Annotated in this window: 29 protein-coding genes and 1 other RNA gene; 16 read left to right on the forward strand and 14 right to left on the reverse strand. The window is 70.2% G+C overall.

Annotated elements, in window-relative coordinates:
* Nucleotides 1-53 precede the first annotated feature (53 nt).
* Complete coding sequence (locus tag OG984_RS00855; RefSeq protein ID WP_328529790.1) at nt 54-305, forward strand: hypothetical protein; 252 nt, start codon at nt 54-56, stop codon at nt 303-305.
* Nucleotides 306-330: 25 nt separating this feature from the next.
* Here OG984_RS00855 and OG984_RS00860 read toward each other — a convergent pair whose 3' ends face one another.
* Nucleotides 331-1,329, reverse strand: coding sequence for a trypsin-like peptidase domain-containing protein (locus OG984_RS00860; protein ID WP_328529791.1), 999 nt, complete (start codon nt 1,327-1,329; stop codon nt 331-333).
* A 183-nt stretch (nt 1,330-1,512) separates the two neighbouring features.
* Here OG984_RS00860 and OG984_RS00865 point away from each other — a divergent pair, with 183 nt between their 5' ends.
* Entirely contained in the window at nt 1,513-3,192 is a 1,680-nt protein-coding gene (locus OG984_RS00865; RefSeq protein WP_328529792.1) for an alpha/beta hydrolase, read from the forward strand.
* Between the two features lie 11 nt (nt 3,193-3,203).
* On the opposite strand, the gene OG984_RS00870 is transcribed toward OG984_RS00865, so the two are convergent.
* Together OG984_RS00870 and OG984_RS00875 are read right to left on the reverse strand one after the other, a co-directional pair.
* Nucleotides 3,204-3,677, reverse strand: coding sequence for a hypothetical protein (locus tag OG984_RS00870; protein ID WP_328529793.1), 474 nt, complete (start codon nt 3,675-3,677; stop codon nt 3,204-3,206).
* Nucleotides 3,668-4,255, reverse strand: a complete 588-nt coding sequence (locus OG984_RS00875) for an RNA polymerase sigma factor (RefSeq protein ID WP_328529794.1) — start codon at nt 4,253-4,255, stop codon at nt 3,668-3,670. The genes OG984_RS00870 and OG984_RS00875 overlap by 10 nt, the downstream gene beginning before the upstream one ends.
* 180 nt (nt 4,256-4,435) lie before the next feature.
* Here OG984_RS00875 and OG984_RS00880 point away from each other — a divergent pair, with 180 nt between their 5' ends.
* From OG984_RS00880 to OG984_RS00905, 6 genes are read left to right on the forward strand one after another with little or no spacing between them, the layout of a single operon-like run.
* Nucleotides 4,436-4,915, forward strand: a complete 480-nt coding sequence (locus OG984_RS00880) for an Asp23/Gls24 family envelope stress response protein (RefSeq protein ID WP_328529795.1) — start codon at nt 4,436-4,438, stop codon at nt 4,913-4,915.
* A 2-nt stretch (nt 4,916-4,917) separates the two neighbouring features.
* Nucleotides 4,918-5,280, forward strand: coding sequence for a hypothetical protein (locus OG984_RS00885; RefSeq protein ID WP_328529796.1), 363 nt, complete (start codon nt 4,918-4,920; stop codon nt 5,278-5,280).
* Nucleotides 5,277-5,453: a DUF2273 domain-containing protein gene (locus OG984_RS00890; RefSeq protein WP_328529797.1), complete on the forward strand. Its 177-nt coding sequence runs from the start codon at nt 5,277-5,279 to the stop codon at nt 5,451-5,453. The genes OG984_RS00885 and OG984_RS00890 overlap by 4 nt, the downstream gene beginning before the upstream one ends.
* Nucleotides 5,446-5,856 (forward strand): Asp23/Gls24 family envelope stress response protein, encoded by a 411-nt coding sequence (locus tag OG984_RS00895; protein WP_328529798.1) that lies wholly within the window; start codon nt 5,446-5,448, stop codon nt 5,854-5,856. The genes OG984_RS00890 and OG984_RS00895 overlap by 8 nt, the downstream gene beginning before the upstream one ends.
* Nucleotides 5,853-6,452, forward strand: coding sequence for a DUF6286 domain-containing protein (locus tag OG984_RS00900; protein WP_328529799.1), 600 nt, complete (start codon nt 5,853-5,855; stop codon nt 6,450-6,452). Before OG984_RS00895 ends, OG984_RS00900 begins: the two co-directional genes overlap by 4 nt.
* Complete coding sequence (locus OG984_RS00905; protein WP_328529800.1) at nt 6,449-7,033, forward strand: hypothetical protein; 585 nt, start codon at nt 6,449-6,451, stop codon at nt 7,031-7,033. The genes OG984_RS00900 and OG984_RS00905 overlap by 4 nt, the downstream gene beginning before the upstream one ends.
* Before the next feature lie 100 nt (nt 7,034-7,133).
* On the opposite strand, the gene egtD is transcribed toward OG984_RS00905, so the two are convergent.
* From egtD to OG984_RS00930, 5 genes are all read right to left on the reverse strand, one after another.
* A complete protein-coding gene (gene egtD / locus OG984_RS00910; RefSeq protein WP_328529801.1) occupies nt 7,134-8,141 on the reverse strand; it encodes an L-histidine N(alpha)-methyltransferase in 1,008 nt (335 codons plus the stop codon).
* Entirely contained in the window at nt 8,138-8,608 is a 471-nt protein-coding gene (locus tag OG984_RS00915; protein WP_328529802.1) for a hypothetical protein, read from the reverse strand. The genes egtD and OG984_RS00915 overlap by 4 nt, the downstream gene beginning before the upstream one ends.
* Nucleotides 8,605-9,861, reverse strand: a complete 1,257-nt coding sequence (gene egtB, locus OG984_RS00920) for an ergothioneine biosynthesis protein EgtB (RefSeq protein ID WP_328529803.1) — start codon at nt 9,859-9,861, stop codon at nt 8,605-8,607. The genes OG984_RS00915 and egtB overlap by 4 nt, the downstream gene beginning before the upstream one ends.
* Before the next feature lie 159 nt (nt 9,862-10,020).
* Nucleotides 10,021-10,374, reverse strand: an RNA gene (gene rnpB / locus OG984_RS00925) — RNase P RNA component class A.
* Nucleotides 10,375-10,389: 15 nt separating this feature from the next.
* A complete protein-coding gene (locus OG984_RS00930) occupies nt 10,390-10,581 on the reverse strand; it encodes a DUF1918 domain-containing protein (protein WP_196873524.1) in 192 nt (63 codons plus the stop codon).
* A gap of 87 nt (nt 10,582-10,668) precedes the next feature.
* Between OG984_RS00930 and OG984_RS00935 the strand changes: the two genes are divergently transcribed.
* Nucleotides 10,669-11,094 carry a tetratricopeptide repeat protein gene (locus tag OG984_RS00935; RefSeq protein WP_328529804.1) on the forward strand — a complete coding sequence of 142 codons (426 nt, stop codon included), beginning with the start codon at nt 10,669-10,671 and terminating at the stop codon, nt 11,092-11,094.
* Between the two features lie 23 nt (nt 11,095-11,117).
* A complete protein-coding gene (locus OG984_RS00940) occupies nt 11,118-11,429 on the forward strand; it encodes a 4a-hydroxytetrahydrobiopterin dehydratase (RefSeq protein WP_328529805.1) in 312 nt (103 codons plus the stop codon).
* Nucleotides 11,430-11,435: 6 nt separating this feature from the next.
* Here OG984_RS00940 and OG984_RS00945 read toward each other — a convergent pair whose 3' ends face one another.
* The 3 genes from OG984_RS00945 to OG984_RS00955 are packed head-to-tail and all read right to left on the reverse strand — an operon-like array spanning nt 11,436 to nt 14,619.
* Nucleotides 11,436-12,179 (reverse strand): transglutaminase family protein, encoded by a 744-nt coding sequence (locus OG984_RS00945; protein WP_328529806.1) that lies wholly within the window; start codon nt 12,177-12,179, stop codon nt 11,436-11,438.
* A 14-nt stretch (nt 12,180-12,193) separates the two neighbouring features.
* Nucleotides 12,194-13,123: an alpha-E domain-containing protein gene (locus tag OG984_RS00950; RefSeq protein WP_328529807.1), complete on the reverse strand. Its 930-nt coding sequence runs from the start codon at nt 13,121-13,123 to the stop codon at nt 12,194-12,196.
* Nucleotides 13,123-14,619: a circularly permuted type 2 ATP-grasp protein gene (locus OG984_RS00955; protein WP_328529808.1), complete on the reverse strand. Its 1,497-nt coding sequence runs from the start codon at nt 14,617-14,619 to the stop codon at nt 13,123-13,125. Before OG984_RS00955 ends, OG984_RS00950 begins: the two co-directional genes overlap by 1 nt.
* Nucleotides 14,620-14,694: 75 nt before the next feature.
* Here OG984_RS00955 and OG984_RS00960 point away from each other — a divergent pair, with 75 nt between their 5' ends.
* Nucleotides 14,695-14,904, forward strand: a complete 210-nt coding sequence (locus OG984_RS00960; RefSeq protein WP_328529809.1) for a hypothetical protein — start codon at nt 14,695-14,697, stop codon at nt 14,902-14,904.
* Nucleotides 14,905-14,924: 20 nt separating this feature from the next.
* On the opposite strand, the gene OG984_RS00965 is transcribed toward OG984_RS00960, so the two are convergent.
* A complete protein-coding gene (locus OG984_RS00965) occupies nt 14,925-16,142 on the reverse strand; it encodes a PQQ-dependent sugar dehydrogenase (RefSeq protein ID WP_328529810.1) in 1,218 nt (405 codons plus the stop codon).
* 43 nt (nt 16,143-16,185) lie between these two features.
* On the opposite strand from OG984_RS00965, the gene OG984_RS00970 reads away from it, so the two are divergent.
* Nucleotides 16,186-16,842, forward strand: coding sequence for a potassium channel family protein (locus tag OG984_RS00970; RefSeq protein WP_328529811.1), 657 nt, complete (start codon nt 16,186-16,188; stop codon nt 16,840-16,842).
* Nucleotides 16,843-17,178: 336 nt separating this feature from the next.
* On the opposite strand, the gene panB is transcribed toward OG984_RS00970, so the two are convergent.
* Both panB and OG984_RS00980 read right to left on the reverse strand, forming a co-directional pair.
* On the reverse strand, nt 17,179-18,060 hold the full coding sequence (gene panB / locus OG984_RS00975; RefSeq protein WP_442940941.1) for a 3-methyl-2-oxobutanoate hydroxymethyltransferase: 882 nt from the start codon (nt 18,058-18,060) through the stop codon (nt 17,179-17,181).
* A gap of 98 nt (nt 18,061-18,158) precedes the next feature.
* On the reverse strand, nt 18,159-18,695 hold the full coding sequence (locus tag OG984_RS00980; protein WP_328529813.1) for a GNAT family N-acetyltransferase: 537 nt from the start codon (nt 18,693-18,695) through the stop codon (nt 18,159-18,161).
* Nucleotides 18,696-18,749: 54 nt separating this feature from the next.
* Between OG984_RS00980 and OG984_RS00985 the strand changes: the two genes are divergently transcribed.
* The 4 genes from OG984_RS00985 to OG984_RS01000 all read left to right on the forward strand — a co-directional run bounded on the left by OG984_RS00985 (nt 18,750) and on the right by OG984_RS01000 (nt 23,194).
* The gene (locus tag OG984_RS00985; RefSeq protein WP_328529814.1) at nt 18,750-19,223 is read left to right on the forward strand and encodes a GNAT family N-acetyltransferase; all 474 of its coding nucleotides are present in this window, start codon (nt 18,750-18,752) and stop codon (nt 19,221-19,223) included.
* Nucleotides 19,224-19,315: 92 nt separating this feature from the next.
* Nucleotides 19,316-20,431 (forward strand): 3-keto-disaccharide hydrolase, encoded by a 1,116-nt coding sequence (locus OG984_RS00990; RefSeq protein WP_328529815.1) that lies wholly within the window; start codon nt 19,316-19,318, stop codon nt 20,429-20,431.
* Between the two features lie 65 nt (nt 20,432-20,496).
* Complete coding sequence (locus tag OG984_RS00995) at nt 20,497-22,521, forward strand: NAD(+) synthase (protein WP_328529816.1); 2,025 nt, start codon at nt 20,497-20,499, stop codon at nt 22,519-22,521.
* 58 nt (nt 22,522-22,579) lie between these two features.
* Nucleotides 22,580-23,194: a maleylpyruvate isomerase family mycothiol-dependent enzyme gene (locus tag OG984_RS01000; protein WP_328529817.1), complete on the forward strand. Its 615-nt coding sequence runs from the start codon at nt 22,580-22,582 to the stop codon at nt 23,192-23,194.
* Nucleotide 23,195 lies beyond the last annotated feature (1 nt).

The following is a 23,195-nucleotide window of genomic DNA, read 5'->3' on the forward strand; positions in this document are numbered from 1 at the left end:
TTTTACACGCGCATCCGGGCCATCGGATGTGGGCCCCGGCGTAGCCTGGGGCTATGAGCGACGACGACCTATACGGTGAGATCCCGTCCCTCGATGAGCGATCCCGGCGCGCGCTGATGGTCGCCGAGAAGTGGATCGGCGAGGGCATCGCGGGGGTCGCGATCGGTGCCGCCGAGGACGGCGGACCGGCGGTAGTGGTCTACGCCCTGGACCCGACCTCGGCAGCGGTGCGGTCGCTGCCGGAGGAGTGCGAGGGGCTGCCGGTGCGGGTGGACACCGGAGACGCCTTCAGGACCGAGGACTGACGACATCTCCGGGTTCCCGGGTCGATCACGGCCAGACACGCACCTGGAGGGAGAGCTGGACCAGCGCGATCGGGTTCAGGATCGTCGCCACGCTCGAGCCCGCGAAGAGCAGCCCGACCGGGTTGTTCTGCAGGTCGAGCACCATCGAGCCGGAGTCGCCGCCGGCTGACATGTTGGTCGTGATGATCTGGTTGCAGAACTTCGCGACCTTGCCGGCACCGTAGTTGACGTTCACGGTCGCCGCGACGGCAGTGACCCGGCCGGTGGTGAAGTTCGTGGTGCGGCCGGTCTTCTTGAGGAGCATGCCGACGGTCGCGGCCTTGGCGGCGGTGGCCGGGTAGCCGTTCCAGTAGACGTCGCGGTCGATCACGTGGAAGGGCACCTCCGCGATCGCGGCGTCCACGTAGTTGCAGGACCCGTCGAACCTGATCGGCACGAACCGGGCCAGCCGGCCGATCACGTCCGTCGGTGCCGTTCCACCGTCGAACGGGCCGGGCTGCAGGATCGGGTCGCCGATGTTCGCATCGTTGGAGTTCGCGAGCACGTGGTTGTTGCTGAGGATGTAGTAGCGCGGCGGGATCCCCGGGAAGGTCCTCAGGTCGTACGCGCCCGCGCCGATCGTCCCGGCGGTGATCTTGTAGTGCCCCACGCTGAACCCCGGTCGAGCCGGGCGGATCCGGAGCGCCAGGGTCTGGGCGTCGACCTCCTGGGTCTCCATGAGCTGCTGGCTGCCGCCGGCGAACAGATGCCCCACCTCGAGCACATCGGTCGGCGTGCCGTCCACCGTGTCCGGGACGGTGTCCGCGTCGCCGACCAGCTCGGTCGGCATCTTCTGGCTGACCAGGACCATGACGCTCGGCGTCTCGGTCTGCTCGCCGTTGGTGATCTTGAGGCCGACCCCGACACCGACCACGTTCTCCATGCCGAGCAGCACGTCCTCGACCGACGCCTTCGACTCGGCGACGGCCGTGAGCTCCTCGGGCACGGCATCCGACTGCGCCATGAACAGATCTTCGTTGTCCATGTTCTTTCCCCCTGTCGGCTCCAGGTCCTGGACCGTCCAGGACGACGACCGGAGCCTTATCCTCAGGAGCGCGCAGCGGACGGCTCTGATACGACGTCACGCCCGGCCGGAGCCCCGTCCTCACCAGGGGTTTCGTCCGCGAAGGGGAGTCGGCGCCGGCGATCCGGGGCTAGGGTGAAGACGATGAGCGACGTACGGCGCCAACGGGTCGCCCGCGCGGTCGACGTGCTGCGGGGGCAGCTGCGAGCGCCGTTCGCCGCGTCGGCCGGCACGGTGGTGCTGCTCTGGGCATCGCTGACCCCGTCGCTGATGCCGCGCACCGCGCTCTTCCAGGCGTTGCTCACCGCCCTGTGCATGCTCGCCGGCTATGGTGCCGGCGCGCTGGCCGGCTGGCTGGTCCGCAGCTGCGGTGGACGGCTCACCGGCCGGGCGCGGGTGATCGCCTGGCGGGTCCTCGCCGTCGCGGGTGGCGTCGGCACCCTGATCATGCTGGGGCTCTCGCTGCGGTGGGAGAACGAGGTCCGCGACCTGGTCGAGGTCGACCGGGTGGGCGTCCTGCACCTGGTGCTCACCGTGCTGATCACCGCGGTCCTGTTCGCGCTGCTGCTCGAGCTCGCACGTGGCTGCAAGGCGCTGGGGCGGTCGATCGGACGATTCCTGGGTCGCTTCCTGCCCGCTGCCGCGTCGACCGTGATCGGCGGACTGATCGCCGCGGTCCTGATCTACGAGCTGGCGATCGGAGTCGGCGGCGGTCGGCTGCTGGGAGCACTCGACGCCAGCTTCGCCGCGATCAACGAGGAGTTCAGCACCGACGTACCCGCGCCCACGACGCCCGAGCTCACGTCCGGTCCGGCCTCGTCGCAGGACTGGGACGACCTGGGCCGCCAGGGGCGGGTCTTCGTCGCGAGCGCCCCGACCGCCGCCGACATCGGCGCGTTCACCGACGAGCCTGCGCTGCAGCCCGTGCGTGCGTACATCGGGTCCGGACCGGAAGGCGTCGACATCCGTGACGAGGCGCTGGACGCGGTCGCGGAGCTCGAGGCGCTCGGCGGTTTCGACCGCGCGGTGATCAACGTGGTGACCGGCACCGGCCGGGGCTGGGTCAACGAGAACCAGGCCCAGGCGCTGGAGTTCATGTGGGGCGGCGACACCGCGACGGTCAGCCTCCAGTACTCCTACCTGCCGAGCTGGATGTCGTTCATCCTGGACCGGCAGCGGGCCCAGGACGCCGGTCTCGCCCTCTTCGACGCCGTCTACGGCCGCTGGCTGGAGATCCCCGAGGCCGATCGCCCCTTGTTGGTCGTGAGCGGGGAGAGCCTGGGCAGCTTCGGTGGCGAGGCCGCCTTCAGCGGCGCCCAGGATCTCGCGACCCGCACCGACGGCGCCCTGTTCGTGGGCCCGACCGCCGACAACCGGCTGTGGAACCGGTTCACCGACGAGCGTGAGCCGGAGACCCCTCAGGTGCTGCCGGTGCTCGACGACGGCGAGATCGTCCGGTTCGCCGACCGGCCCGAGGACTGGAAGCTGCCCGGCGCCTGGGAGGGCACCCGGATCGGCTATCTCCAGCACGCGAACGACCCGATCACCTGGTGGTCGCCGGAGGTGGCGCTGGAGCGCCCGGACTGGTTGGCGGAGGAGCGCGGCCGCGACGTCTCTCCGAACGTACGCTGGATCCCCGGGGTGACGATGCTGCAGCTCGGCGTCGACCAGTTCTCCGCCAACTCTGTCCCGGCCGGGCAGGGCCACCAGTTCGGTACGGCGCCGGTGCACGCCTGGGCGGCGATCCTGCCGCCTCCGGGATGGACCGATCAGCGGACGGTCGAGCTCGTCGAGGTGATCGGCGACCGGAAGTGGCTGAGGTGACCGGCCACCGCTCAGGTCCGGTTCGGATCCCCGCGGGTGACGTCGACGTACTCGATCTCGATCGCTGAGAGGTCGATGCCGGACGCAGGCCCGAGAAGGTCGGTGACGATCTCGAGGATCTGCGGGCGCAGGGTGTCGGCGAGCGGGTGGAGCTCGACGCCGTACCTGGCGACGAGGCGGATCTCGATGCCGGTCAGGCGGCCCTCGTCGACGTGCAGCTCGATGTTGTCGGGCGCGTGGGTCGGGTGCTCCTGGAGGAGCCGGCGCAGCGCGGCGCTCACGACGCGGGCGGAGACGAAGGTCTCGGAGCCCTGATCGTCGCGCGCCGACGTGCCCGGCTCGGTGAAGGTCAGGATCGGCTCGGAGGGGACGACGACCCGGCGCACGCGCGCCATGATCGACTCGGCCAGGTCGACCCAGCCGGCGGGCTCATCGGCTCGGGCGGCGCGGACGGCGCGGCCGAGGGGGCTGGGATCTAGCGCCATCGTGCCATCCTCTCCGCGAGTGTGCGACGGCCGCGGTAGAGGTGTCCGCGGACGGCGCCGATCGGCATGGCCAGGGCGATGGAGATCTCCTCGTAACTCATCTCTTCGACCTCCCGCAGCAGCCAGGTCGCCCTTTGATGCCACGGTAGTTCATTCAATGCTAGCTGCAGCGCCTCCAGCAGCTCGGCGTCCAGCACGGTCTGCAACGGGTTGTCCGTCGCGGGCGGGGTCAGCCTGGACATCAGCCCGTCGTCGATCGGGGTCGCCCGTCTATGGCGCTGGAGATCGGCCGCGCGGCGGTGGACGAGACGGATCAGCCACGTACGCAGGGAGGAGCGTCCCTGGAAGCCGGACAGGCTCCGCCAGGCCGAGACGAACGCCTCCTGGGTCGCTTCGGCGGCATCCGTGGCGTCGCCGACCAGCCGAAGGGCGTAGCGATACATCGCGGGGCCGTGACGATCGACGATCTCCCGGAACGCCTCCTGGTCGCCCAGACGTGCCGCGCGCACCAAGGCCTCGTCCGTCGCCGACGGCTCAGCAGTCGCCGACGGCTCAGCTGTCGCCTGCGGTTCCGACATCGCCCCCGAGTTTCTCTTCTACCGCCCAGGCAAGGACGGCTTTGCGATACGAAGGATGTTCTACCACCTCCAAGCAAAGAGATGTGATCCAGAACACACCACAATCTCTGTGACATATCGAAGGGACGTCGCGACCAACCGGCGTCAGCAAGACCGAACACGATCAGGAAGGTTCTTCTCATGACGCAGACGAAGTCCGGCGGCACGAGCTCGACGACCAACGGCGCCGGGGGTCAGGTGGAGCGCAGCGAATCGGGTGCGCTGGTGAGCGAGTACGGGCGTACGTCGATCGCCGACACCGTGGTCTCGAAGATCGCGGGCATCGCTGCTCGAGAGATCAGCGGCGTGCACGACCTCGGTGGCGGCGCGGCGCGTGCGGCAGGGGCGATCCGCGAGCGGATCCCCGGTTCGCGTACGAACCTCGGCCAGGGCGTCGCGGTCGAGGTGGGGGAGCGGCAGGCAGCCGCCGACCTCGACATCGTCGCCGAGTACGGCACCTCGATCCCCGACCTCGCCAGCGCGATCCGTCGCAACGTGAAGGCGTCGGTGGAGCGGATGACCGGCCTCGAGGTCACCGAGGTCAACATCACCGTGCACGACGTCTACCTCGAGGACGAGACCGGCGACTCCGACCAGGATGCCGCCCGGCGGGTGGAGTGACCGTGACCGCCGACGCCGACCCACAGGGCCACGACGGCGCTGAGCCGGAGGTCGTGGATGTCGTCGCGGCCGCCGTGCTCGCGGTGCCCGGCGTCCACGACCTGCACGCCGGCGTCGCGGGGGAGGTGGCCACCTACCTTCCCGGACGCCGGGTCAACGGGGTGAGGATGCGCGAGCCCGGCTGCGCGATCCATGTGGTTCTCCACTGGGGCGCACCGGTCCTCGCCACCACCGACGCCATCCGCGACGCCGTCCGGCCGTACGTGTCGGGCCCCGTGGACGTCACGGTGGAGGACATCCTCCCGCCCGACCGCACCGGCTCGGCCGCGGCGCCGCTGCGACCCTCAGAAGGAGAAACGTCATGACCAACTCGACACTCGGCCTGCTCGCCGGACTGTTGCTCACGATCGCCATCGTCACCGGTGGACTGGTCGGCCTGCTGCTGGCCATCGTGCTCGGCGGTGCCGGCTACCTCATCGGCGGCCACGTCGACGGTGAGCTCGACGTCCGCAGTCTGCTGCGAGGACGCCGTGGTTGAGGCCCCGCTGCGTCCGATGCACCTCGTCGACGCAGACACCGAGACCGCCGACCCGGCGGAGGACCACGGGACCCTGGACGTCCGCAACAAGGCCCTCCAGCGGATCATCGAGCGCGTCGCTCTGAAGGTCCCGGGCACGGTGGCGCATCGCAGCGCCCTCGGCCGTGTCACCGGGTCGGCGTTCCCGAAGGCCGACATCACGGCCGAGGGGCGCGCCGTCCGGGTGAAGCTCGACGTCGCGATGGCCTGGCCCGGCGACGTGTCCCGCATCGCCACGGCAGCCCGGGACGCCGTACGCCACGAGGCGTTCCGGCTCTCGGGCATCGAGATCCGCAGTGTGGACGTCACCGTGCACGCGGTCGACCCGTCGGCCGCCGAGGACACCGGCAGGAGGGTGGAATGAGCACGCACACGATCGAACCACCGGCCGAACAGGTCGCCCGCCCCGCGGCGCCACGCGCTCAGCCGCGCCGAGCACCGGTGGTGGTTCCCACCGCCATCGTGCTCGCCCTGGTCCTGATCGGGGTCGCCGTGCTCGCGGTCCGTGAGCTCCTGGTCAGCCAGGGGTGGGCAGCCGGGTCTCCGGTCGTCCCCGACCTGGTCGCCGGCCTCGACGGGATCGGCCCGTCGGTCGGACTGGCGGCGGCCGGCGGAGGGATCGCCCTCGTCGGGCTGCTGATGCTCTGGCTCGCGCTCCGGCCCGGGCGGCGTACGCACCTGCGGGTTGCGGGCGATGCCGATCTGTGGCTCGAGCCCGGCGCCGTCGCGGCCGTCGCCCAGGAGACCGCCGACCGGCTCCCCGGGGTGATGTCGGCCGACTCCTCGCGCAGCTCCCGGCGTCGCGTCGTCGTGGACGTCGTCGTCGCCGCGCGCAACACCCCCGATGGTCCCCAGGAGGCTGCCGCCGTGACCGAGCACGTGAGAGCCGTCCTCGACGACGAGGTCGGCCGACTGACCGGAACCCGCATCAAGGTGCGAGCCACGGAGGTGCCCCGATGACTCCCCGCGTGATCAGGTACGACCGTGTGATGACCCTGCTCGTGGCGGTGCTCGTGATCGCCCTGGGTCTGCTGATCGTCGACTGGCACTACCAGTGGGTCCTCCGGAGCTACCCGGCCGAGCTGTCCACCGGTCCGGCGAGTGACGTCGTCACGTCCGACTGGTTCCCGTGGGCGTTCGCCGCGGCGGGCGTCCTGCTCGGCCTGATCGGCCTGGTGTGGCTGCTGTCGCACCTGGGCCGGCGCGGACCCTCGACGCTGCGACTCGACGCGAGCGACCAGACCGGGCGCGTCCAGGCCGACCTCCGCTCGATCGCGGATGCGGCCGCCACCAGGCTGGAGAGCCTCGCGCCGCTGACCGGGGTCACCGGCACGGTGGTCACCATCCGGTCGCGGCCGGTGATCCTGCTGCGGGGTCGCATCGACCCCGCCGCCGCGGTCGCGCCGGTCGCCGACGCCGCCGAGACCTGCGCCCGGGACGTCGCCGCGGCGTTCCCCGACGACTCGATCACCTGCCGGGTCCTCATCGACCCGCCACGGCGAGGACGGGGCCGGCAGCAGTCGCACGTACGCGTGCAGTGACCGCCATCCGCTCGATGCCCCTGATGACGTCGCGACCCCGCGCGGGGGCGAGGTCGCGCCGTCGCCAGGGGCATCGAGCGGACTTGTCGACGAGCAGCGCTCAGCGCTTGGCCAGCACGAGCGCGTACGCCTCGTCCGGATCGGTCCACCAGCGGAGGTCGCCGAAGCCCGCCGCGGTGAGCTCGTCAGCGGCGCTGTCTCGGCGGAACTTGCAGGACAGCTCGGTGAGGAGCTCCTCGCCCTCGTCGAACTTGATGACGAGGTCGAGCTCATTCAGCTCCACGCGGGCGGACTCCTGCGCGACGAGTCGCATCTCGATCCGTTCCTCCTCGGTGTTCCAGCGCGCCAGGTGCCGGAAGCTGTCGGTGTCGAAGTCGGCACGCAGACTCCGGTTGAGGACGTGCAGCGCGTTCAGGTTGAACTCGGCGGTCACGCCGGCCGCATCGTCGTAGGCCGCGACCAGCTGGCCGGGGTCCTTGACCAGGTCCAGCCCGAGCAGCAGGCCCTCACCCGGCTGCATGGCCGCGGCCACCGAACGCAGGAACCGAGCTCGCCCCGGACGGTCGTAGTTGCCCAGGGTGCTGCCGAGGAGCGCGATCAGCCGTCGTCCCGGGGCCGGCAGCTGCCCGAGATGCTGGTCGAAGTCGGCGACGGCACCCTCCAGCTCGAGCCCCGGCCTCTCCTCGGCCAGTGCGTCCATCGCCTGGGTGAGCGCGCTGGCGCTCACGTCGACCGGGACGTACGTCGTCAGCCGGCCGGTCCGGGTCAGCGCATCGAGCAGCAGCCGGGTCTTCTCCGAGGAGCCGGACCCGAGCTCGACGAGCACCTCGGCGTCGGAGTCCTCGGCGATCTCCTGCGAATACTCGGTCAGCAGCGCCCGCTCGGTGCGCGTCGGGTAGTACTCGGGCAGCCGGGTGATCTCCTCGAACAGCTCCGAACCACGCTGGTCGTAGAAGTACTTCGGTGGAAGCCATTTCGGCGACGCGCTCAAGCCGGTGCGGGCGTCCTCGGCGAGGCTCTGCCGCAGGTCCTCGGCGGTCAGCAGGGTGGTGATCCTGCTCCGGGCTGGTGCGCTGGTGCCGGTCCGGCCGTCGATGTCGAGGGTCACGCGAGGTTCTCCTTCGGGTTGCGGTGGGGCATGTCGAGCCGCCACCAGGTGGGTCCGCAGGGGCTGAGCACGCCGACGGTGCGCGGCGGGATCGAGGTGGATGGAGAGTCTGGGAGCGGATGGTCGGTGACGACGTACTCCCAGGCGGCCGGCTCGGTCAGGTGGCCGCCCTCGTCACCGGTCAGCAGGGCGAGGTCGTCCCCGTCACTGAGGAGAACCGAGAAGCCGCCGATTTCCATCTCGTTGGCGATCCGGATCAGGGCGGAGCCGACCGGCAGGCGCTCCTGCTGCGCCTTGTCGAGGATGAGCGTCCACGAGGCATCGAGGGTGCCGCTGACCGAGGCGGCCCAGGAACCGAGCCGCACCGGGGCCGGGCAGTCGTCGCGCGGGCAGGCCCACTCGGCGTGCGTCCGGGGCGGTCCGAGGATGCCGCGATGGGCACAGGTGATCGCAGCCGACCAGGTCACGCACGGCGCCCGTCGTCGGCCAGCCGGAGCCCGGTGACGGGCCAGCGTGCGCCAGGCGGGAAGAAGTTGCGGTAGGAGGCCCGGGTGTGTCCCGGCGGGGTGAGCGCGCAGCCGCCGCGGAGCACCATCTGGCTCGACATGAACTTGCCGTTGTACTCACCGATGGCGCCGGCGGCGGGATGGAAGCCCGGGTAGGGCAGGTAGGCCGAGGAGGTCCACTCCCAGCAGTCTCCGAAGAGCTGTCGCAGGCCGCCGGTCGCGGGGCCCGCCGCACGTGGGTGGAAGCTGTCCCGGTCGGCGAGGTTGCCGGACACCTCGTAGGTCCGGGCAGCGTGCTCCCACTCGGCCTCGGTGGGGAGGCGCTTGCCGGCCCAGGTGGCGTACGCGTCGGCCTCGTAGTGGCTCAGGTGGCAGACCGGCAGCCCCGGGTCGAGCGGCGTGGTGCCGTGCAGGGTGTGCTCGAACCACACCCCGTCGGCCTCTCGCCAGTAGAAGGGTGCGTCCCAGCCTTCGGCGTTGACCCGTGCCCACCCGTCCGAGAGCCACAGCTCGGGACGCCGGTAGCCACCGTCGGCGATGAACTCCAGCCACTCGCCGTTGGTGATCAACCGGTCGGCGAGCCGGTAGGGCTCCAGCCACTGCTGGTGGCGTGGCAGCTCGTTGTCGAAGCAGAACCCACCGCCTTCCGAGCCGATCTCGACCAGGCCGCCCTCGATGTCGACCCACCCCAGCCGGTCGGTCCCGGCGCCCGCGACCGGGCTCCCGGCGTACGTCGGCTGCAACGGGTTGAGCGACAGCACGTGCTTGATGTCCATGAGCAGCAGCTCCTGGTGCTGCTGCTCATGGTGGAAGCCGAGCTCGATGGTCGGGGCGAGCTTGGCGAAGGTGCCCTCGTCCATGCTGTCGAGCAGGTCCCTGATCCGGTCGTCGACGTTGCGCCGGTAGTCGCCCACCTCGTACGCGCCGGGGCGGCTGATCACGCCACGCATCGGCCGCGCGTACCGTGGCCCGACCTGCTCGTAGTAACTGTTGAAGAGGAACCAGTACTGGTCCTGGAACGGTGTGAAGCCGGCCTCGTTCTCGGCCAGCACGAAGGTCTCGAAGAACCAGGTCACGTGCGCGCGATGCCATTTGGTGGGGGAGACATCCGGCATCGACTGGACCGTCTGGTCCTCGGGTGAGAGGGGTGCTGCGAGGCGTTCGGTGTCGGCTCGGACTTCGTCGAAGCGGGCGATCGCGGTGGTCGGGTCCATCTCACGTCTCCTGTCGGGTCGTGCGGGGAGTACCAAGCAGCAGCACGGCGATCGCGCCGCTTGCTACGAACTACTCTGCCTGGTCGCCCAACCCGCGATCCGAACTCCGGGTGTCGGCACAGCACGACGCAGCCCGACGGCAGGCGGTGCCGGTGAGAGCGAACGGGCTGGCCTGTAAGCCGGGTTCTGTGATCGGCGACCATCCATCTCGGACCATCGTTGCCGATGGCCTCTAGCAACCTACCCGCATGCTCGGGCGGACAGCCCTCGAGCGCATGCTGTCTGGTCTTGCTCCGGGTGGGGTTTACCTAGCTCCTCGTGTCACCACGAGGACTGGTGGGCTCTTACCCCACCGTTTCACCCTTACCGCTACCTGGAGGGTAGAGGCGGTCTGTTCTCTGTGGCACTGTCCCGCGGGTCACCCCGGGTGGCCGTTAGCCACCACCCTGTCCTGTGGAGCCCGGACTTTCCTCGACGCCCCCGAAGGAACGACGCGATCGCCCGGCCAGCCCGTCCGCGTGTAAAAGTCTAGTGCGAGGCGGGCTCGATGTGGGCATCCGGACCGGGGAAGACGAGCGACTCGTGGTCGCTGTCGCTCCAGCGTACGAGGTAGGGCGGGCTGCCGTCGGGGTGGCTGACCTCGATGATCTCGGCCTCCCGAACGTGGTCGCCGACGTGCTGGCCCATGACGACGAGGTGGTCACCGACTGATGCGTGCATGCGCGTTCACCTCCTAACCGTCACCATGGTGCTCCCATCGCTGGCGTGGTGGAATACCGTGGTGGGGTATCACGTTCGGAGGGTGTGATGACAGAGAACGAAGACTTCGAGTACGTAGCCCCGGCTGTCGTCTTTCCGAGCCAGACCTCGCACGAGGTGGCCTACCGGACGGCTCACGACCTGCTCTCGCGGCGCTTCCCCGTGGAGGCGCTGGAGATCCTGGAGCCGGCGCTCGCCGACGACCCCGACAACATCGGGCTGCGGAGCATGCGGGCGTGGGCCTACATGCTCCGGGCCCAGCTCGCCAAGGCCGAGGCCGAGCTGCGCTGGCTGGTCGAGCGCGACCCGAGCGACGCCTGGAGCCAGCACTCGCTCGGCCGCGTGCTGGAGCGCCAGGACCGCCTCGAGGATGCCCTCGGCCCGCTGCGCCTGGCGGCCGTGATGAGCGACGACTACGACCATCACGCAGCCGTCTACCGCGTACGCAACCGGCTGGCCCAGCGCGAGGAGTGAGCGTGGGGTGAGAGGGTGGTGGCATGGAACCTGACACCACGACTCTCACCGCCGAGCAGGTCGCCCAGGAGCAGCTCGAGGGCTGGACGTTCGACTCCTCCGGCGATGCCGACAGCATCGTCGCCCGCGTGGAGACCGGTGACTTCATCACCGGTCTCTCCCTGGTCAACGCGATCGGGGCGAAGGCCGAGGAGGCCAACCACCACCCCGACATCGACCTGCGTTACCCCTATGTCGAGATCCGGCTCACCAGCCACGACGCCGGCGGGGTCACCAGCCGTGACCTCGCCCTGGCGAAGGTGATCAACGCGCTCGCGGCGGAGTCCTCGCTCTGAGCCAGCTCAGGCCAGCCGCGTCATCTCGACGCTGACCTCGACGGCCGGCTCGGCGGGACCCGAGTAGATCCCGCCCAGCGGCTTGACGTCGGTGTGGTCGCGCCCCGTGGCCACACCGACGTAGGTGTCGCCGGGTTCGGTGCCGGTGGCCGGGTCGATCCCGTGCCATCCGTTGTCCCACCACTCCACCCAGGAGTGCGCGCCGCCGGGGTAGACGTAGCCGGAGACGTAGCGCGCCGGGATCCCGACGGTCCGCAGCGCACCGAGCAGCTGGTGGGCGGCATCGGACGGTGCGGCAGAAGCGACCGCTCTGGCGATCTCGAACGCAGCCTCGCCGGGAAGCGCCGCCGAGGACGCAATGCCCTTGGCCGCCGTGGCGAGCTCCTCGTCGGGCGCCACGTGTGCGGGCAGGCCCAGGAACTCGACGAACCGGTCCGCGACCCCGGGCAGCGCGGCCTCCTCCCAGGTGAGCACCGGCGCGGCGCCCGGCTCGCGGGAGACCTGGACGGTGCTGGTCGCGGAGACCTTCAGGGCCCGGTGCGCCTCGAGCACCTCGATGGCGGTGACCTCGTTGCCGAAGTAGTCCTTGTACTCGTACGTCCACGGCTTGGGCGAGACGTCGAGCCGGTGATGGACCACGATCTGGTTGGGCGTGGTCAGCGGGGTCAGCCGCGCCTGGTTGTAGGAGGCGACCGCCGGGCCGTCGTAGCTGAACGTCGTGGTGTGCACGATCCGGAACTGCATGCTCATCTCGATCAGACTCCTCAGACCGGCTGCCAGGCCAGCGCCTCGGCACCGGCGAAGTAGCGCTTGGTGACCGCCTCGGTGGCCTCCGCGCAGGTGACCTGGAGCCGCTCCATCTCGGCGGGCAGGTCCGCCAGGAGGTCGTGGAGCGAGCGGTACTCCAGCGACGCCCGCATCCGGCCGATCAGCCGGTGGGCCTCGTCGGAGAAGCCGGCTCGCCGGGTCGTGCCCTCCAGCGTGTCCAGTGCCCCTTCAGCCCGCTGCAGCGCGTGCACCACCGAGCGCGGGAAGATCCGGTCCAGCAGCAGGAACTCGGCCGCCGCCTGCTCGGTCTCGACCCCCTTGTTGACCCGCAGGAACGCGTCGTACGCACCACAGGCACGCAGCGTCGAGTTCCACTGCGACGCCCCGCCGGCCGAGGTCAGCGACGTGGTCGCGACCAGCCGCGAGGTCATGTCGGCGCGCTCGACGTAGCGCCCCAGCATCAGGAACTGCCAGGACTCGTCGCGCATCATTGTGGCGTCGGCGGTGCCGTTGATCTGGGCCACCCGGTCGCGTACCCAGCCGAAGATGAAGGGCGCGCGCATGTGCTTGAACTGCCCGGCCGGGATCGCCCGGTAGGTGGTGTTCAGCGCCTCCCACAGCGGCACCGAGAGCGTCTCCCGGGCCCCGCGGGCCGACTCCCGGGCTGCCCCGAGCGCATAGGCCATCGAGGTCGGTGCGGTGGTGTCGTACGCCAGCATGTCCAGGATCTGCGGCAGGCCGACCTTCTCGGTGGGCGGGATCTCGACGCCCATCACCGCGAGCAGCGAGCGGCAGGCCGTCTCCTCGTCGGTGGCGGCGTCCTCGAGGATGTGCTGGGTCTGCACGTCGAGTATCCGTGCGGTGTCCTCGGCGCGCTCGACATAGCGTCCGATCCAGAACATCGACTCGGCGATGCGACTCAGCATCACGCAACCCCCTGCGCTTGAGACTGACCCTGACTCTGACCCCGGCCGGTCGGCCGGGACGACGTCGGTCCGGCGAGCACCCAGGTGTCCTTCGAGCCGCCGCCACGGGAGCTGTTCACGATCAGCTCGCCTTCGGCGAGCGCCACCCGAGTCAGGCCACCGGGAAGAACCCAGACCTTGTCGCCATCATTGACCGCGAACGGCCTCAGGTCCACATGCCGCGCCCCGAGCTGCTCGTCGATGAAGGTCGGGACCGTCGAGAGCTGCACCACCGGCTGCGCGATCCAGGAGCGGGGGTCCTCCAGGATCTTGCCGCGCAGCACCTCCAGCTCGCGTGCCGAGGCCGCCGGTCCGATCACGATGCCCTTGCCGCCCGAGCCGTCGACCGGCTTGAGCACCAGCTCGTCGAGCCGGTCGAGGACCTCCTCGCGCGAGGACGCGTCGCCCATCCGCCAGGTGTCGACGTTCTTGATGATCGGATCCTCCGCCAGGTAGTAGCGGATGATGTCGGGCATGTAGGTGTAGACGAGCTTGTCGTCGGCGACCCCGTTGCCGACCGCGTTGGCCAGGGTCACGTTGCCCATCCGGGCGGCGTCGATCAGCCCGACGCAGCCGAGCATCGAGTCGGGCCGGAAGTGCACCGGATCGAGGAACTCGTCGTCGATGCGCCGGTAGATCACGTGGACCGGGGCCAGCCCCTTGGTCGTACGCATCAGCACCTGCCCGTTGCGGCAGACCAGGTCGCGCCCCTCGACGAGCTCGACGCCCATCGTCCGGGCCAGCAGCGCGTGCTCGAAGTAGGCGCCGTTGTAGACACCCGGTGTCAGCACGACCACCGTCGGGTCGGCAACACCGGCCGGAGCGGCCGCGCGCAGCGCTGCCAGGAGCTTCTGCGGGTAGTTGGCCACCGGCCGGATCCGGTGCTCGGCGATCGCCTCCGGGAGCGCGGCCGAGATCGCGCGGCGGTTGGTCATGACGTACGAGACGCCTGAGGGGACGCGCACGTTGTCCTCCAGCACGCGGAACTCGCCGGCGTTGTCCCGGACCAGGTCGATGCCGGAGACCTGCACACGTACGCCGTTGGGCGGGTGCACCCCCGCGGCGGCGCGGTGATAGTGGCTGGAGGTCGTGATCACCTCGCGCGGGATCACCCCGTCGTCGAAGACCTTGCCCTCGTCGTAGACATCGGCGAGGAACAGCTCCAGCGCCTTGACACGCTGCTGGACGCCCTTGTCGATCGTGGTCCAGGTGTCGCGCTCGATGACCCGCGGGACGATGTCGAGGGGGAAGGCCCGCTCCTCGCCGCCGATGTCGAAGGTGACGCCCTGGTCGAGATAGCTGGCCTGCATCGCCTCGACCCGGCTGATCAGCTCGGAGGCGCTGAGCCTGCGCAGGGAGTCGCCGAGCCGCTGGTAGGGAGGCCGCAGCTCGCTGCCGGAGAACATCTCGTCGAAGGCCGGATCTCGAGTCTCGTAGGCGTCGAACATCTGGCTCATGGTGGCAACCTACTGAAATCCGTGTAACAGCGCTGTTGCCCACGCGAACATCTCGCACAACGGTAGGTTGGCCACATGAGCGACGAGCACGCGGGCGAGTTCTACTACTGCCTCAAGCACCAGACCGTCGAGCCGTACGAGGGCTGCAAGGCCAAGGATCGTCTCGGTCCCTACGCCTCCCACGCCGAGGCCTCCCTGGCCCTGCAGAAGGTCCAGGAGAACAACGAGCGCTGGGACAAGGAGGACAAGGCCTGGGAAGGCGACGCGGGCAACGAGGACAGGTGATCCTCGGCTTCGGGTGACCCTCAGCGCGGGGTGACCCGAAGCAGGACGTCCTCGCCGCCGCCGTTGTCGGTGGTGACGAGGAGGTCCCCGTCGGCGGCCAGCGAGACCGTACGCAGCCGCCCATAGTCGTGCATGACCTCGGGCGACCGGTCGTCGGTCAGCTTCCCGGACTCGTCGAAGGAGACGACCCGCAGCTCCTGGTCCTTGAGCACGGCGACCGCGAGCGCCCCGCCGAAGGCACCCCAGCGCTTCTGCACCGGGATGAAGGTGCCGCCACCCGTCGCGACGGTCGGGTTGCCGGAGCTCCAGGCCGCCTCGATCTGCTCCCCGGGCAGATCCTGGTCGGTCATCGGCACCGACTCGTCGTAGCCGGAGCCCGGGTTCCAGCCGTAGTCGCCGCCGAGCGTGATCTCGTTGATCTCGTCGTCGCGGTCGGGGCCGTGCTCGACCGACCAGACGGTGCCGTCGGCACGCTGCGCCAGCCCCTGCACGTTGCGGTGGCCGAAGCTCGTGATGAATCGTCGTGGCCCCTCGTCACCGCCCCACGGGTTGCCCGGCCAGGGGTCTCCGGTCTCCGGGTCGAGGCGGAGCGTCTTCCCGCCCAGGGAGTCGAGGCTGCGCGGGTTCTCCTCGTTCGCGGCGTCGCCGGTGCCGACCCACAGCGCACCGTCGGCGCTGATCAGCAGCCGACAGCCACCGTGTCTCCCGGAGCTCGTGGGGAAGCCGTCGATCAGGGTCCGCTCCTGGGTGGCCCGGGTCAGTCCGGCGTCGAGGGTCCAGGAGATGACGCGTACGTCCTCGCCTCCGTTCCACCCCTGACAGGTGTAGATGCGCCGGTTCTCGGCGAAGCCGGGATCGACCTCCAGGCCCATCAGGCCGGTCTCGCCGGAGACCCAGATGTCGTTGTCCTCGAGCGAGATCTCGCGCCGCTCCCCGTTCTCGATCAGGGACAGGACCGCCCGGTCGCGCTCGGTGACCAGGAACCGGTCCTCGCCGAGGTCGGCGACGTCCCACGGGTGGTCCAGCCCCTCGCCCGCCACCTCGACGTCGAGCTCGGGCACCCGGCCGGAGGTCGGCAGCACGGCCGGGGGAGCGGACGAGGAGGCGCTCGGCGGCGCACTGGCCGAACCCGACGGGTTCAGCGGCGGCGGGGTGGTGGCCGGGGAGGGATCCCCGGAGCAGGCGGCGGTCGAGAGCCCGAGAGCGACCACGGAGGCGAGGGCTAGGGCAGCGCGCATGGTGCCGACGGTACTGGCCCGAGGGGCCCTAGGGTGGGCTGTTGTGACGAACGTGATCAGGGCGATGCGTGACCACCCCTCCGCCGTGCTCCTCCTCGGCCAGGTCGTGGCGATCCTGGCCTACCCGTTCCTCGACGGGTCCACGGCCGGCCGAGCTGGCCTCGGCGTCCTCCAGCTGCTGCTTCTGCTGGCGGCGGTCGCGGCCGTACGTCTCACCCCCGCCTTCTCCTGGGCCGCCTGCCTCTTCGGTGGTCCGGCGACGATCTTCGCCGTGTGGGAGTCGGTCGCGCCCAACGAGGGCTGGGTCGTGCTGACCTCGGCCTTCTTCCACGTGCCGTTCTACCTGTTCGTCTCCTACGCGATGATCCGCTATCTCTTCCACGACGACGTGGTGACCCGCGACGAGCTCTTCGCGACCGGAGCCGCGTTCACGGTGGTGGCCTGGGCCTTCGCCTACCTCTACGCCGCGGTGCAGGTGATCTGGCCCGGCTCGTTCGGCGACCACCGGCAGTGGTTCGACCTGCTCTACCTCTCGTTCACCACCCTGACCTCCGTCGGTCTCTCCGACATCGTCCCCGTGCTCCCTCACGCCCGCTCGGTCGTCATGATCGAGCAGGTCGCCGGAGTCTTCTACGTCGCCCTGGTCGTCGCCCGCCTCGTCGGGCTGGCGGCCGCCAGGGCTCGCCGCAGCGAGGTCTAGGACCCGACCACGTCGCGAAGCGGGTTGTCCACAGGTCGGCGGGAATGCGCCCCGAGACCGTGGGCAGTACGCCCGCGACCGCCGTCGCGACTCGCGTCTGGCGGACGCGGGCTACGTTCGCCATGGGTAGGTGGCGCCGGACGTCAGGTTTCCGTGCCGCGATGATCCTGCGGGAGGCCGACGAGGCGCTCGGCCGGACCTACGATCCCACCCGCCTGGACGCCTGGTACGGCCTGTGGCGAGGCTCCCTGTGGGAGCAGGACCCGAGAAGTGGTCAAAATGGGCCCGGCGAAGAGCCGGCGGACGGCCCAGATTGACCACTTCGTCGGAAGAGCCTCAGAAGGTGTGCTCGGGGCCGGGGAAGGTCGAGCCCTTGACGTCGGAGATGTAGGCCTCGGCGCCGTCGGAGAGGACCGACTTCACGTCGGCGTACTGCTTCACGAAGCGGGCCATCTTGCCGCCGCGCATGCCGAAGGCGTCCTGCCAGACCAGCACCTGGCCGTCGCAGTCGGGGCCGGCGCCGATGCCGATCGTGGGGATGTCGAGCTCCTTGGTGATCTGCGCGGCGACCTCGCCGGGGACCATCTCCATGACGACCGCGAACGCGCCCGCCTCCTGAACGGCCTTGGCGTCGTCGATGATCCGGTCGGAGGTGTCGCCGCGGCCCTGGACGCGGTAGCCGCCGAGAACGTGCTCGGACTGCGGGGTGAAGCCGATGTGGGCGATGACCGGGACGCCGCCCTCGGTCAGCTTCTTGATCACCGGGGCCATCTCGGCGCCGCCCTCGAGCTTCACGCAGTGGGCGCCGCCCTCCTTCATGAACCGCACCGCGGTCAGGTAGCCCTGCTCGGGCGAGGCCTGGTAGGAGCCGAAGGGGAGGTCGCCGACGACCATCGCCCGCTTCGCGCTGCGCGATACCGCGCGGGTCAGCGGCAGCAGCTCGTCCACGGTCACCGGAAGCGACGTCTCGTTGCCGAGGACGTTGTTGGAGGCGGAGTCACCGACGAGCAGCAGGTCGACCCCGGCCTCGTCGAAGATCTGGGCGGTGTACATGTCGTAGGAGGTGAGCATCGTGATCTTGTCGCCACGCTGCTTCATCTCGCGAAGATGATGCGTGCGCACCTTGCGTACGGGCTTGGCCGGCGCGCCGGCAGTCGTGCTGGCGGCGGCACCGTTCCCGTAGGGCGCGGTCTCCTCGGCAGAGGGGTTCGTGCTCATCATCGAGCCTTTCTGGTGTCATCTCGCAGCTCCCTGATGGAGTCCACGGACTACCTCCAGCGTAGGTCCAGATGAACCTGATGGCGCTGTGGTGGTGATCACAGCCTGTCGAACGGAGCGGCATAGCTGAACTGGCCCCGAAGACCCGGTTCGTACGCCGCCAGCGGCCGTGCCTGGAAGTAGTCGCCCCACGCCGGATCGGGCGCCTCGATGCCGAGGGACGAGGCGGGCACGAAGCCGAAGCGTCCGTAGTAGTCCGGTGAGCCGAGGAGCACCACGACCGGCTCGCCCATCGCGTCGGCGCCGCCGAGGACGGCGTGCATCAGTGCCGACCCGACTCCGTCGCGCTGACGTGCGGGGCAGACGCTCACCGGTCCGAGACCGAGCGCGGGCCGGCCGGCGAGGTCGCCGCGAGTCGCCACGACGTGGCCGACGACCTCGGCGTCCACCTCCGCGACCAGCGAGAGCTCCGGGATCCAGCCCGGGTCCTCGCGCAGCCACCCCACCAGCGTCGCCTCCCCTGGCGCGCCGTCGGGCTCGATCGGTGGGGCGGAGTGCTCCACCCCGGAGAAGGCGGCGGCGGTGACCGCCCGGATGTCGGCCACGTCCTCGGGACGTTCACGTCGGATCAGCACGCTCCGACGCTAAACCGAACGACAGCCCCGGCGCTCCTGGTTATCGTCACGTCCATGCGGGTGCGAGAGGCGACGACGGAGGACCCCGACGCGGTGATCCACGTCGGCGTGACGACCTGGCGAGCGACGTACCCGCCGATCACCGGACAGGCGTACGTCGAGGACGGCATCAACAAGTGGTGGGCGCCGGACGCGGTGCTCCCCGGGATCAGGGCCGGCACGGTGCTCGTCGCCGAGGTCGACGACCGAGTCATCGCGATGGCCTCCTACTCGCTCTTCGAGGACCATCTGATGCTCTGGAAGCTCTATGTCCTCCCCGAGGTCCAAGGATCCGGCGCCGGTAGCGCGCTGCTGGGCGAGGTGATCGCCCGCGCCGGCGACCTGCCCGTGCGCCTCACCCACCTCGTCGGCAACGACCGCGCCCACGCCGTCTACGAGCGGCTCGGTTTCGTCGAGGCGGCCGACACCGTTCCCAGCCCCATCGACGGTGGTCCGGAGGAGATCGTGATGGAGCGCTCGCCGGGCTGAGTTCGGCCGTCCACCAGGGACTTTCGCAGGCAGTCCGCGAAAGTCGTTCGGAAACGGTTGAAAGTCGGACGCAGTCGCCACTAGCATCCTGCGTGACGCCCATCACATCCCCCTTCGGCGTCCCGACGTTCGGAGTCTCGATGTCTCACCTCCTCCCCGCACGCCGCACCCGGACCCGACTCGCCGTCGGGTCGGCCGTCCTCGGGATCACCGCCCTGTGCCTGGGTGGTCCGGTCGCAGCCGCCACCGCGACTTCGGCCGAGGCGACCGCGACGGCCGCGAGCTGCCCGGCACCCGATGCCCGCCCGAGCGTGGTCTTCCTCGATCTCGACACCGGTGTCGACAACAGCACCCTGCGCTCCGGCTGCACCGTCAACGACGTCATCGACGACGAGCGGACGTGGCCGACGCACGGCGCCTTCGTGACGCACGTGCGCAGCGTCACCGCCGGCCTGGTCGCCACCGGTGAGGTGACCCGGGCCGAGGCGAGCCGGCTGCAGTCCGCCGCGGCCCGCTCGGAGGTGGGGAAGGTCGAGGGATACGACCAGATCTTCGACGGCTCGGCCGCATCCTTCGCCACGTGGGCCTACGCCGGTGACGGCGGGTTCGACCTGCTGCCCGACGGCACCATCCGCAGCCGCGCCGGAGCGGGCGGCGGCTTCGGGACACTGTGGTACCCCGAGCGGGAGTACGGCGACTTCTCCCTGCGCCTGCAGTTCCGCGACGACGCACCCGGAGAGGCCCGCGGAAACAGCGGCGTCCAGGTGCGCTTCCCCGAGCTGTGGGGCCCGGTCGACGGCTGCCCGACCACGTTCAACGGCAGCGAGACCGGAAACCTCTCCTGGATCGCGGTCAACTGTGGCCACGAGATCCAGGTCAACGACTCGCCCGAGAGTGGCAGCAACGACCCCCGCAAGACCGGGTCGATCTACGGCTTCGCCGACCTCACCCTGGCCGAGGCGCGACCGACCCCGAAGGGCACCTGGAACGATCTCGAGATCCGCGTCGTAGGGCAGCACTACACCGTGATCCGCAACGGCGTGGTGATCAACGAGTTCGAGAACCTGCCCGGGCTGCCGTTCCCCGGTCGTCCGAACGACCCCGACTCCAGCAGCCGGGGCCTGACCGGCCATGTCGGGGTGCAGGCGCACGGCAGCACCCCGGACGTGGTGTCCTACCGGAACATCCGGATCCGCGAGCTGTCCTGAGGTCGTACGCGGCCGGCGACGGGCATCGCGTGGCCGGGTAGCCGGTCGCGCCTAGACTCCCAGGTGTGGACTTCTACTCCGCCTACTCCCATGGCTTCGCGCGGGTCGCGGCGTGCACCATCCCGATCTCCGTCGCCGACCCGGCGGCCAACGCGCGCGAGGTGATCGCGCAGGCCCGTGAGTGCAGCGAGGAGGGCGTGGCGGTCGCGCTCTTCCCGGAGCTGTGCCTCTCGGGCTACTCGATCGACGACCTCGTCCTGCAGCGGACCCTCCTCGACGCGGTCCATGCCGCGATCAGTGCGATCGTGGTGGCCTCCGAGGAGCTGCTGCCGGTGATCGTCGTCGGCGCCCCGCTGCGCCACGGCGACCGGGTGCTCAACACCGCGGTCGTGATCCACGGCGGCGAGGTGCTGGGCGTGGTGCCCAAGTCCTACCTCCCCAACTACCGGGAGTTCTACGAGAAGCGCTGGTACAGCACCGGCGACGATGCAGACGGCACCATCATGCTCGGTGGCGAGGAGGTGCCGCTCAGCAATGGCCTGCTCTTCCGCTGCACCGACGTCAAGGATCTCGTCTTCCACGTCGAGATCTGCGAGGACATGTGGGTCCCGGTGCCGCCGAGCGCGAAGGCGGCACTGGCCGGGGCGACCGTCCTGCTCAACCTCTCGGCGAGCCCGGTCACCGTGGGGCGCTCCGAAGCGCGCCGCCTGCTGGTGCAGTCGGCGAGCGCGCGGTGCGCGGCAGCGTACGTCTACACCGCCGCAGGGCCGGGCGAATCGACGACCGACCTGTCGTGGGACGGGCAGACGATGGTGTACGAGCTCGGCGAGTTGCTGGGGGAGACCGAGCGGTTCCCCGACAGCGCCAGAAGGACCGTGGTCGACGTCGATCTGGAACGGATCCGCGCGGAGCGGATCCGGCAGAGCACTTTCGACGACAACCGTCGGGCAGAGGGCGGATATCACTCCGAGATCGAGTTCGAGCTCGCCCCGCCGCTCACCGGCGACGGGCTGCGGCGCAAGGTCGACCGGTTCCCGTTCGTCCCCGACGACCCGGAGAAGCTCGCGCTGGACTGCTACGAGGCCTACAACATCCAGGTCTCCGGGCTGGAGAAGCGGCTGCAGTCGATCGGCCCGGACACGAAGATCGTCATCGGCGTCTCCGGCGGGCTCGACTCGACCCACGCGCTGATCGTCGCCGCGAAGGCGATGGAGCGGCTCGGCCGTCCGGCGAGCGACATCCTGGCGTTCACGATGCCCGGGTTCGCCACGTCCGACGACACCAAGTCCAACGCGATCCATCTGATGGAGGCGCTCGGGACGACCTACGAGACGCTCGACATCCGGCCCACCGCCACCCAGATGCTCAAGGAGATCGGCCACCCGGCCGGCAACGGTGAGCCGGTCTACGACGTCACGTTCGAGAACGTCCAGGCGGGGCTGCGTACGGACTTCCTCTTCCGCATCGCCAACCAGCGCGGCGGCATCGTGCTCGGCACCGGAGACCTCTCCGAGCTGGCGCTCGGCTGGGCGACCTACGGCGTCGGCGACCAGATGTCGCACTACAACGTCAACGCCGGCGTGCCGAAGACCCTGATCCAGCACCTGATCCGCTGGGTGATCACCACCGAGCAGTTCGACGGCACCGCCGACGAGGTGCTCCAGGCGATCCTCGACCAGGAGATCTCGCCCGAGCTCGTGCCGGGGGAGGAGCTGCAGTCGACGGAGCAGAAGATCGGTCCGTACGCCCTGCAGGACTTCACCCTCTTCCACACCGTCCGCAACGGCTTCACGCCCTCCAAGATCGCCTTCCTGGCGTGGAACGCCTGGCACGACGTCGAGGCCGGCGAGTGGCCCCCGGGCTTCCCGGAGGGGAAGCGGGCGGCGTACGAGATGAAGGAGATCCGGTCCTGGCTCGAGGTCTTCGTGAAGCGCTTCTTCGCCAACCAGTTCAAGCGTTCGGCGCTGCCCAACGGTCCCAAGGTCTCCAACGGCGGCACCATGTCGCCCCGCGGCGACTGGCGGATGCCCTCGGACGCCTCGCCGGCGGCCTGGCTCGCCGAGATCGAGGCCCGGGTTCCCGTGGAGTGAGGTGGCCGTCGCTTTATGCTGGGGCGGCGAGGGCGGAGTGGCGGTAGCGTCCGGGACCATGTCGTCCAAGAGCGCGATCTGGTCCGTGGTGCACACCGAGCGCGAGGCGCTGATCCGCGATCTCGAGACCCTCGCCCCGGCACGCTGGACGACCCCGTCGCTGTGCACGGGCTGGACCGTCCACGACGTGCTCGCCCACATGATCGATGTCGCCACGACCACCCGGCTGGGGTTCGTACGCCGCATGATCGCCGCCCGCGGCGACTTCGACCGGGACAACCAGACCGGCGTCGACCGGGAGCGGGCCGAGGATCCGGCCGCGACCTTGGCGTCGTTCCGTCGCGTCGCCGGCCGAACGGCGACCCCACCTGCCCCGCTCGCCACCCGCCTCGTCGAGGAGTTCGCGCACGGCGAGGACATCCGGCGGCCGCTCGGGATCCGGCGCGATTACCCGGTCGAGCACGTCGTCACGGCGCTGCGCTACCTGGCCGACACCTCGCAGAAGTGGGGCGGCGGCAAGGAGCGAGCCCAACGCGTGCGCCTCGTGGCCACCGACGCCGACGTGGCGATCGGGACCGGTCCCGAGGTCCGTGGCAGCGCGATCGCGCTCGCGCTGGCCCTGTCGGGCCGTTCGACAGAACCAGGCGAGCTCACCGGACCCGGGCGCTGGTGAC

It is taken from the genome of Nocardioides sp. NBC_00368, from assembly GCF_036090055.1.
Taxonomy (GTDB): domain Bacteria; phylum Actinomycetota; class Actinomycetes; order Propionibacteriales; family Nocardioidaceae; genus Nocardioides.

Bases quoted from the DNA above. Each gene is read 5' to 3' on its own strand.
- OG984_RS00965 (WP_328529810.1), bottom strand. From the start codon at position 16,142: ATGCGCGCTGCCCTAGCCCTCGCCTCCGTGGTCGCTCTCGGGCTCTCG.
- OG984_RS00905 (WP_328529800.1), top strand. From the start codon at position 6,449: ATGACTCCCCGCGTGATCAGGTACGACCGTGTGATGACCCTGCTCGTG.
- OG984_RS00855 (WP_328529790.1), top strand. From the start codon at position 54: ATGAGCGACGACGACCTATACGGTGAGATCCCGTCCCTCGATGAGCGA.
- OG984_RS00890 (WP_328529797.1), top strand. From the start codon at position 5,277: ATGACCAACTCGACACTCGGCCTGCTCGCCGGACTGTTGCTCACGATC.
- OG984_RS00940 (WP_328529805.1), top strand. From the start codon at position 11,118: ATGGAACCTGACACCACGACTCTCACCGCCGAGCAGGTCGCCCAGGAG.
- OG984_RS00875 (WP_328529794.1), bottom strand. From the start codon at position 4,255: ATGTCGGAACCGCAGGCGACAGCTGAGCCGTCGGCGACTGCTGAGCCG.
- OG984_RS01000 (WP_328529817.1), top strand. From the start codon at position 22,580: ATGTCGTCCAAGAGCGCGATCTGGTCCGTGGTGCACACCGAGCGCGAG.
- OG984_RS00985 (WP_328529814.1), top strand. From the start codon at position 18,750: ATGCGGGTGCGAGAGGCGACGACGGAGGACCCCGACGCGGTGATCCAC.
- OG984_RS00945 (WP_328529806.1), bottom strand. From the start codon at position 12,179: ATGAGCATGCAGTTCCGGATCGTGCACACCACGACGTTCAGCTACGAC.
- OG984_RS00870 (WP_328529793.1), bottom strand. From the start codon at position 3,677: ATGGCGCTAGATCCCAGCCCCCTCGGCCGCGCCGTCCGCGCCGCCCGA.
- OG984_RS00930 (WP_196873524.1), bottom strand. From the start codon at position 10,581: ATGCACGCATCAGTCGGTGACCACCTCGTCGTCATGGGCCAGCACGTC.
- OG984_RS00860 (WP_328529791.1), bottom strand. From the start codon at position 1,329: ATGGACAACGAAGATCTGTTCATGGCGCAGTCGGATGCCGTGCCCGAG.
- OG984_RS00960 (WP_328529809.1), top strand. From the start codon at position 14,695: ATGAGCGACGAGCACGCGGGCGAGTTCTACTACTGCCTCAAGCACCAG.
- OG984_RS00865 (WP_328529792.1), top strand. From the start codon at position 1,513: ATGAGCGACGTACGGCGCCAACGGGTCGCCCGCGCGGTCGACGTGCTG.
- OG984_RS00955 (WP_328529808.1), bottom strand. From the start codon at position 14,619: ATGAGCCAGATGTTCGACGCCTACGAGACTCGAGATCCGGCCTTCGAC.
- OG984_RS00950 (WP_328529807.1), bottom strand. From the start codon at position 13,123: ATGCTGAGTCGCATCGCCGAGTCGATGTTCTGGATCGGACGCTATGTC.
- OG984_RS00935 (WP_328529804.1), top strand. From the start codon at position 10,669: ATGACAGAGAACGAAGACTTCGAGTACGTAGCCCCGGCTGTCGTCTTT.
- OG984_RS00880 (WP_328529795.1), top strand. From the start codon at position 4,436: ATGACGCAGACGAAGTCCGGCGGCACGAGCTCGACGACCAACGGCGCC.
- panB (WP_442940941.1), bottom strand. From the start codon at position 18,060: ATGAGCACGAACCCCTCTGCCGAGGAGACCGCGCCCTACGGGAACGGT.
- OG984_RS00900 (WP_328529799.1), top strand. From the start codon at position 5,853: ATGAGCACGCACACGATCGAACCACCGGCCGAACAGGTCGCCCGCCCC.
- egtB (WP_328529803.1), bottom strand. From the start codon at position 9,861: ATGGACCCGACCACCGCGATCGCCCGCTTCGACGAAGTCCGAGCCGAC.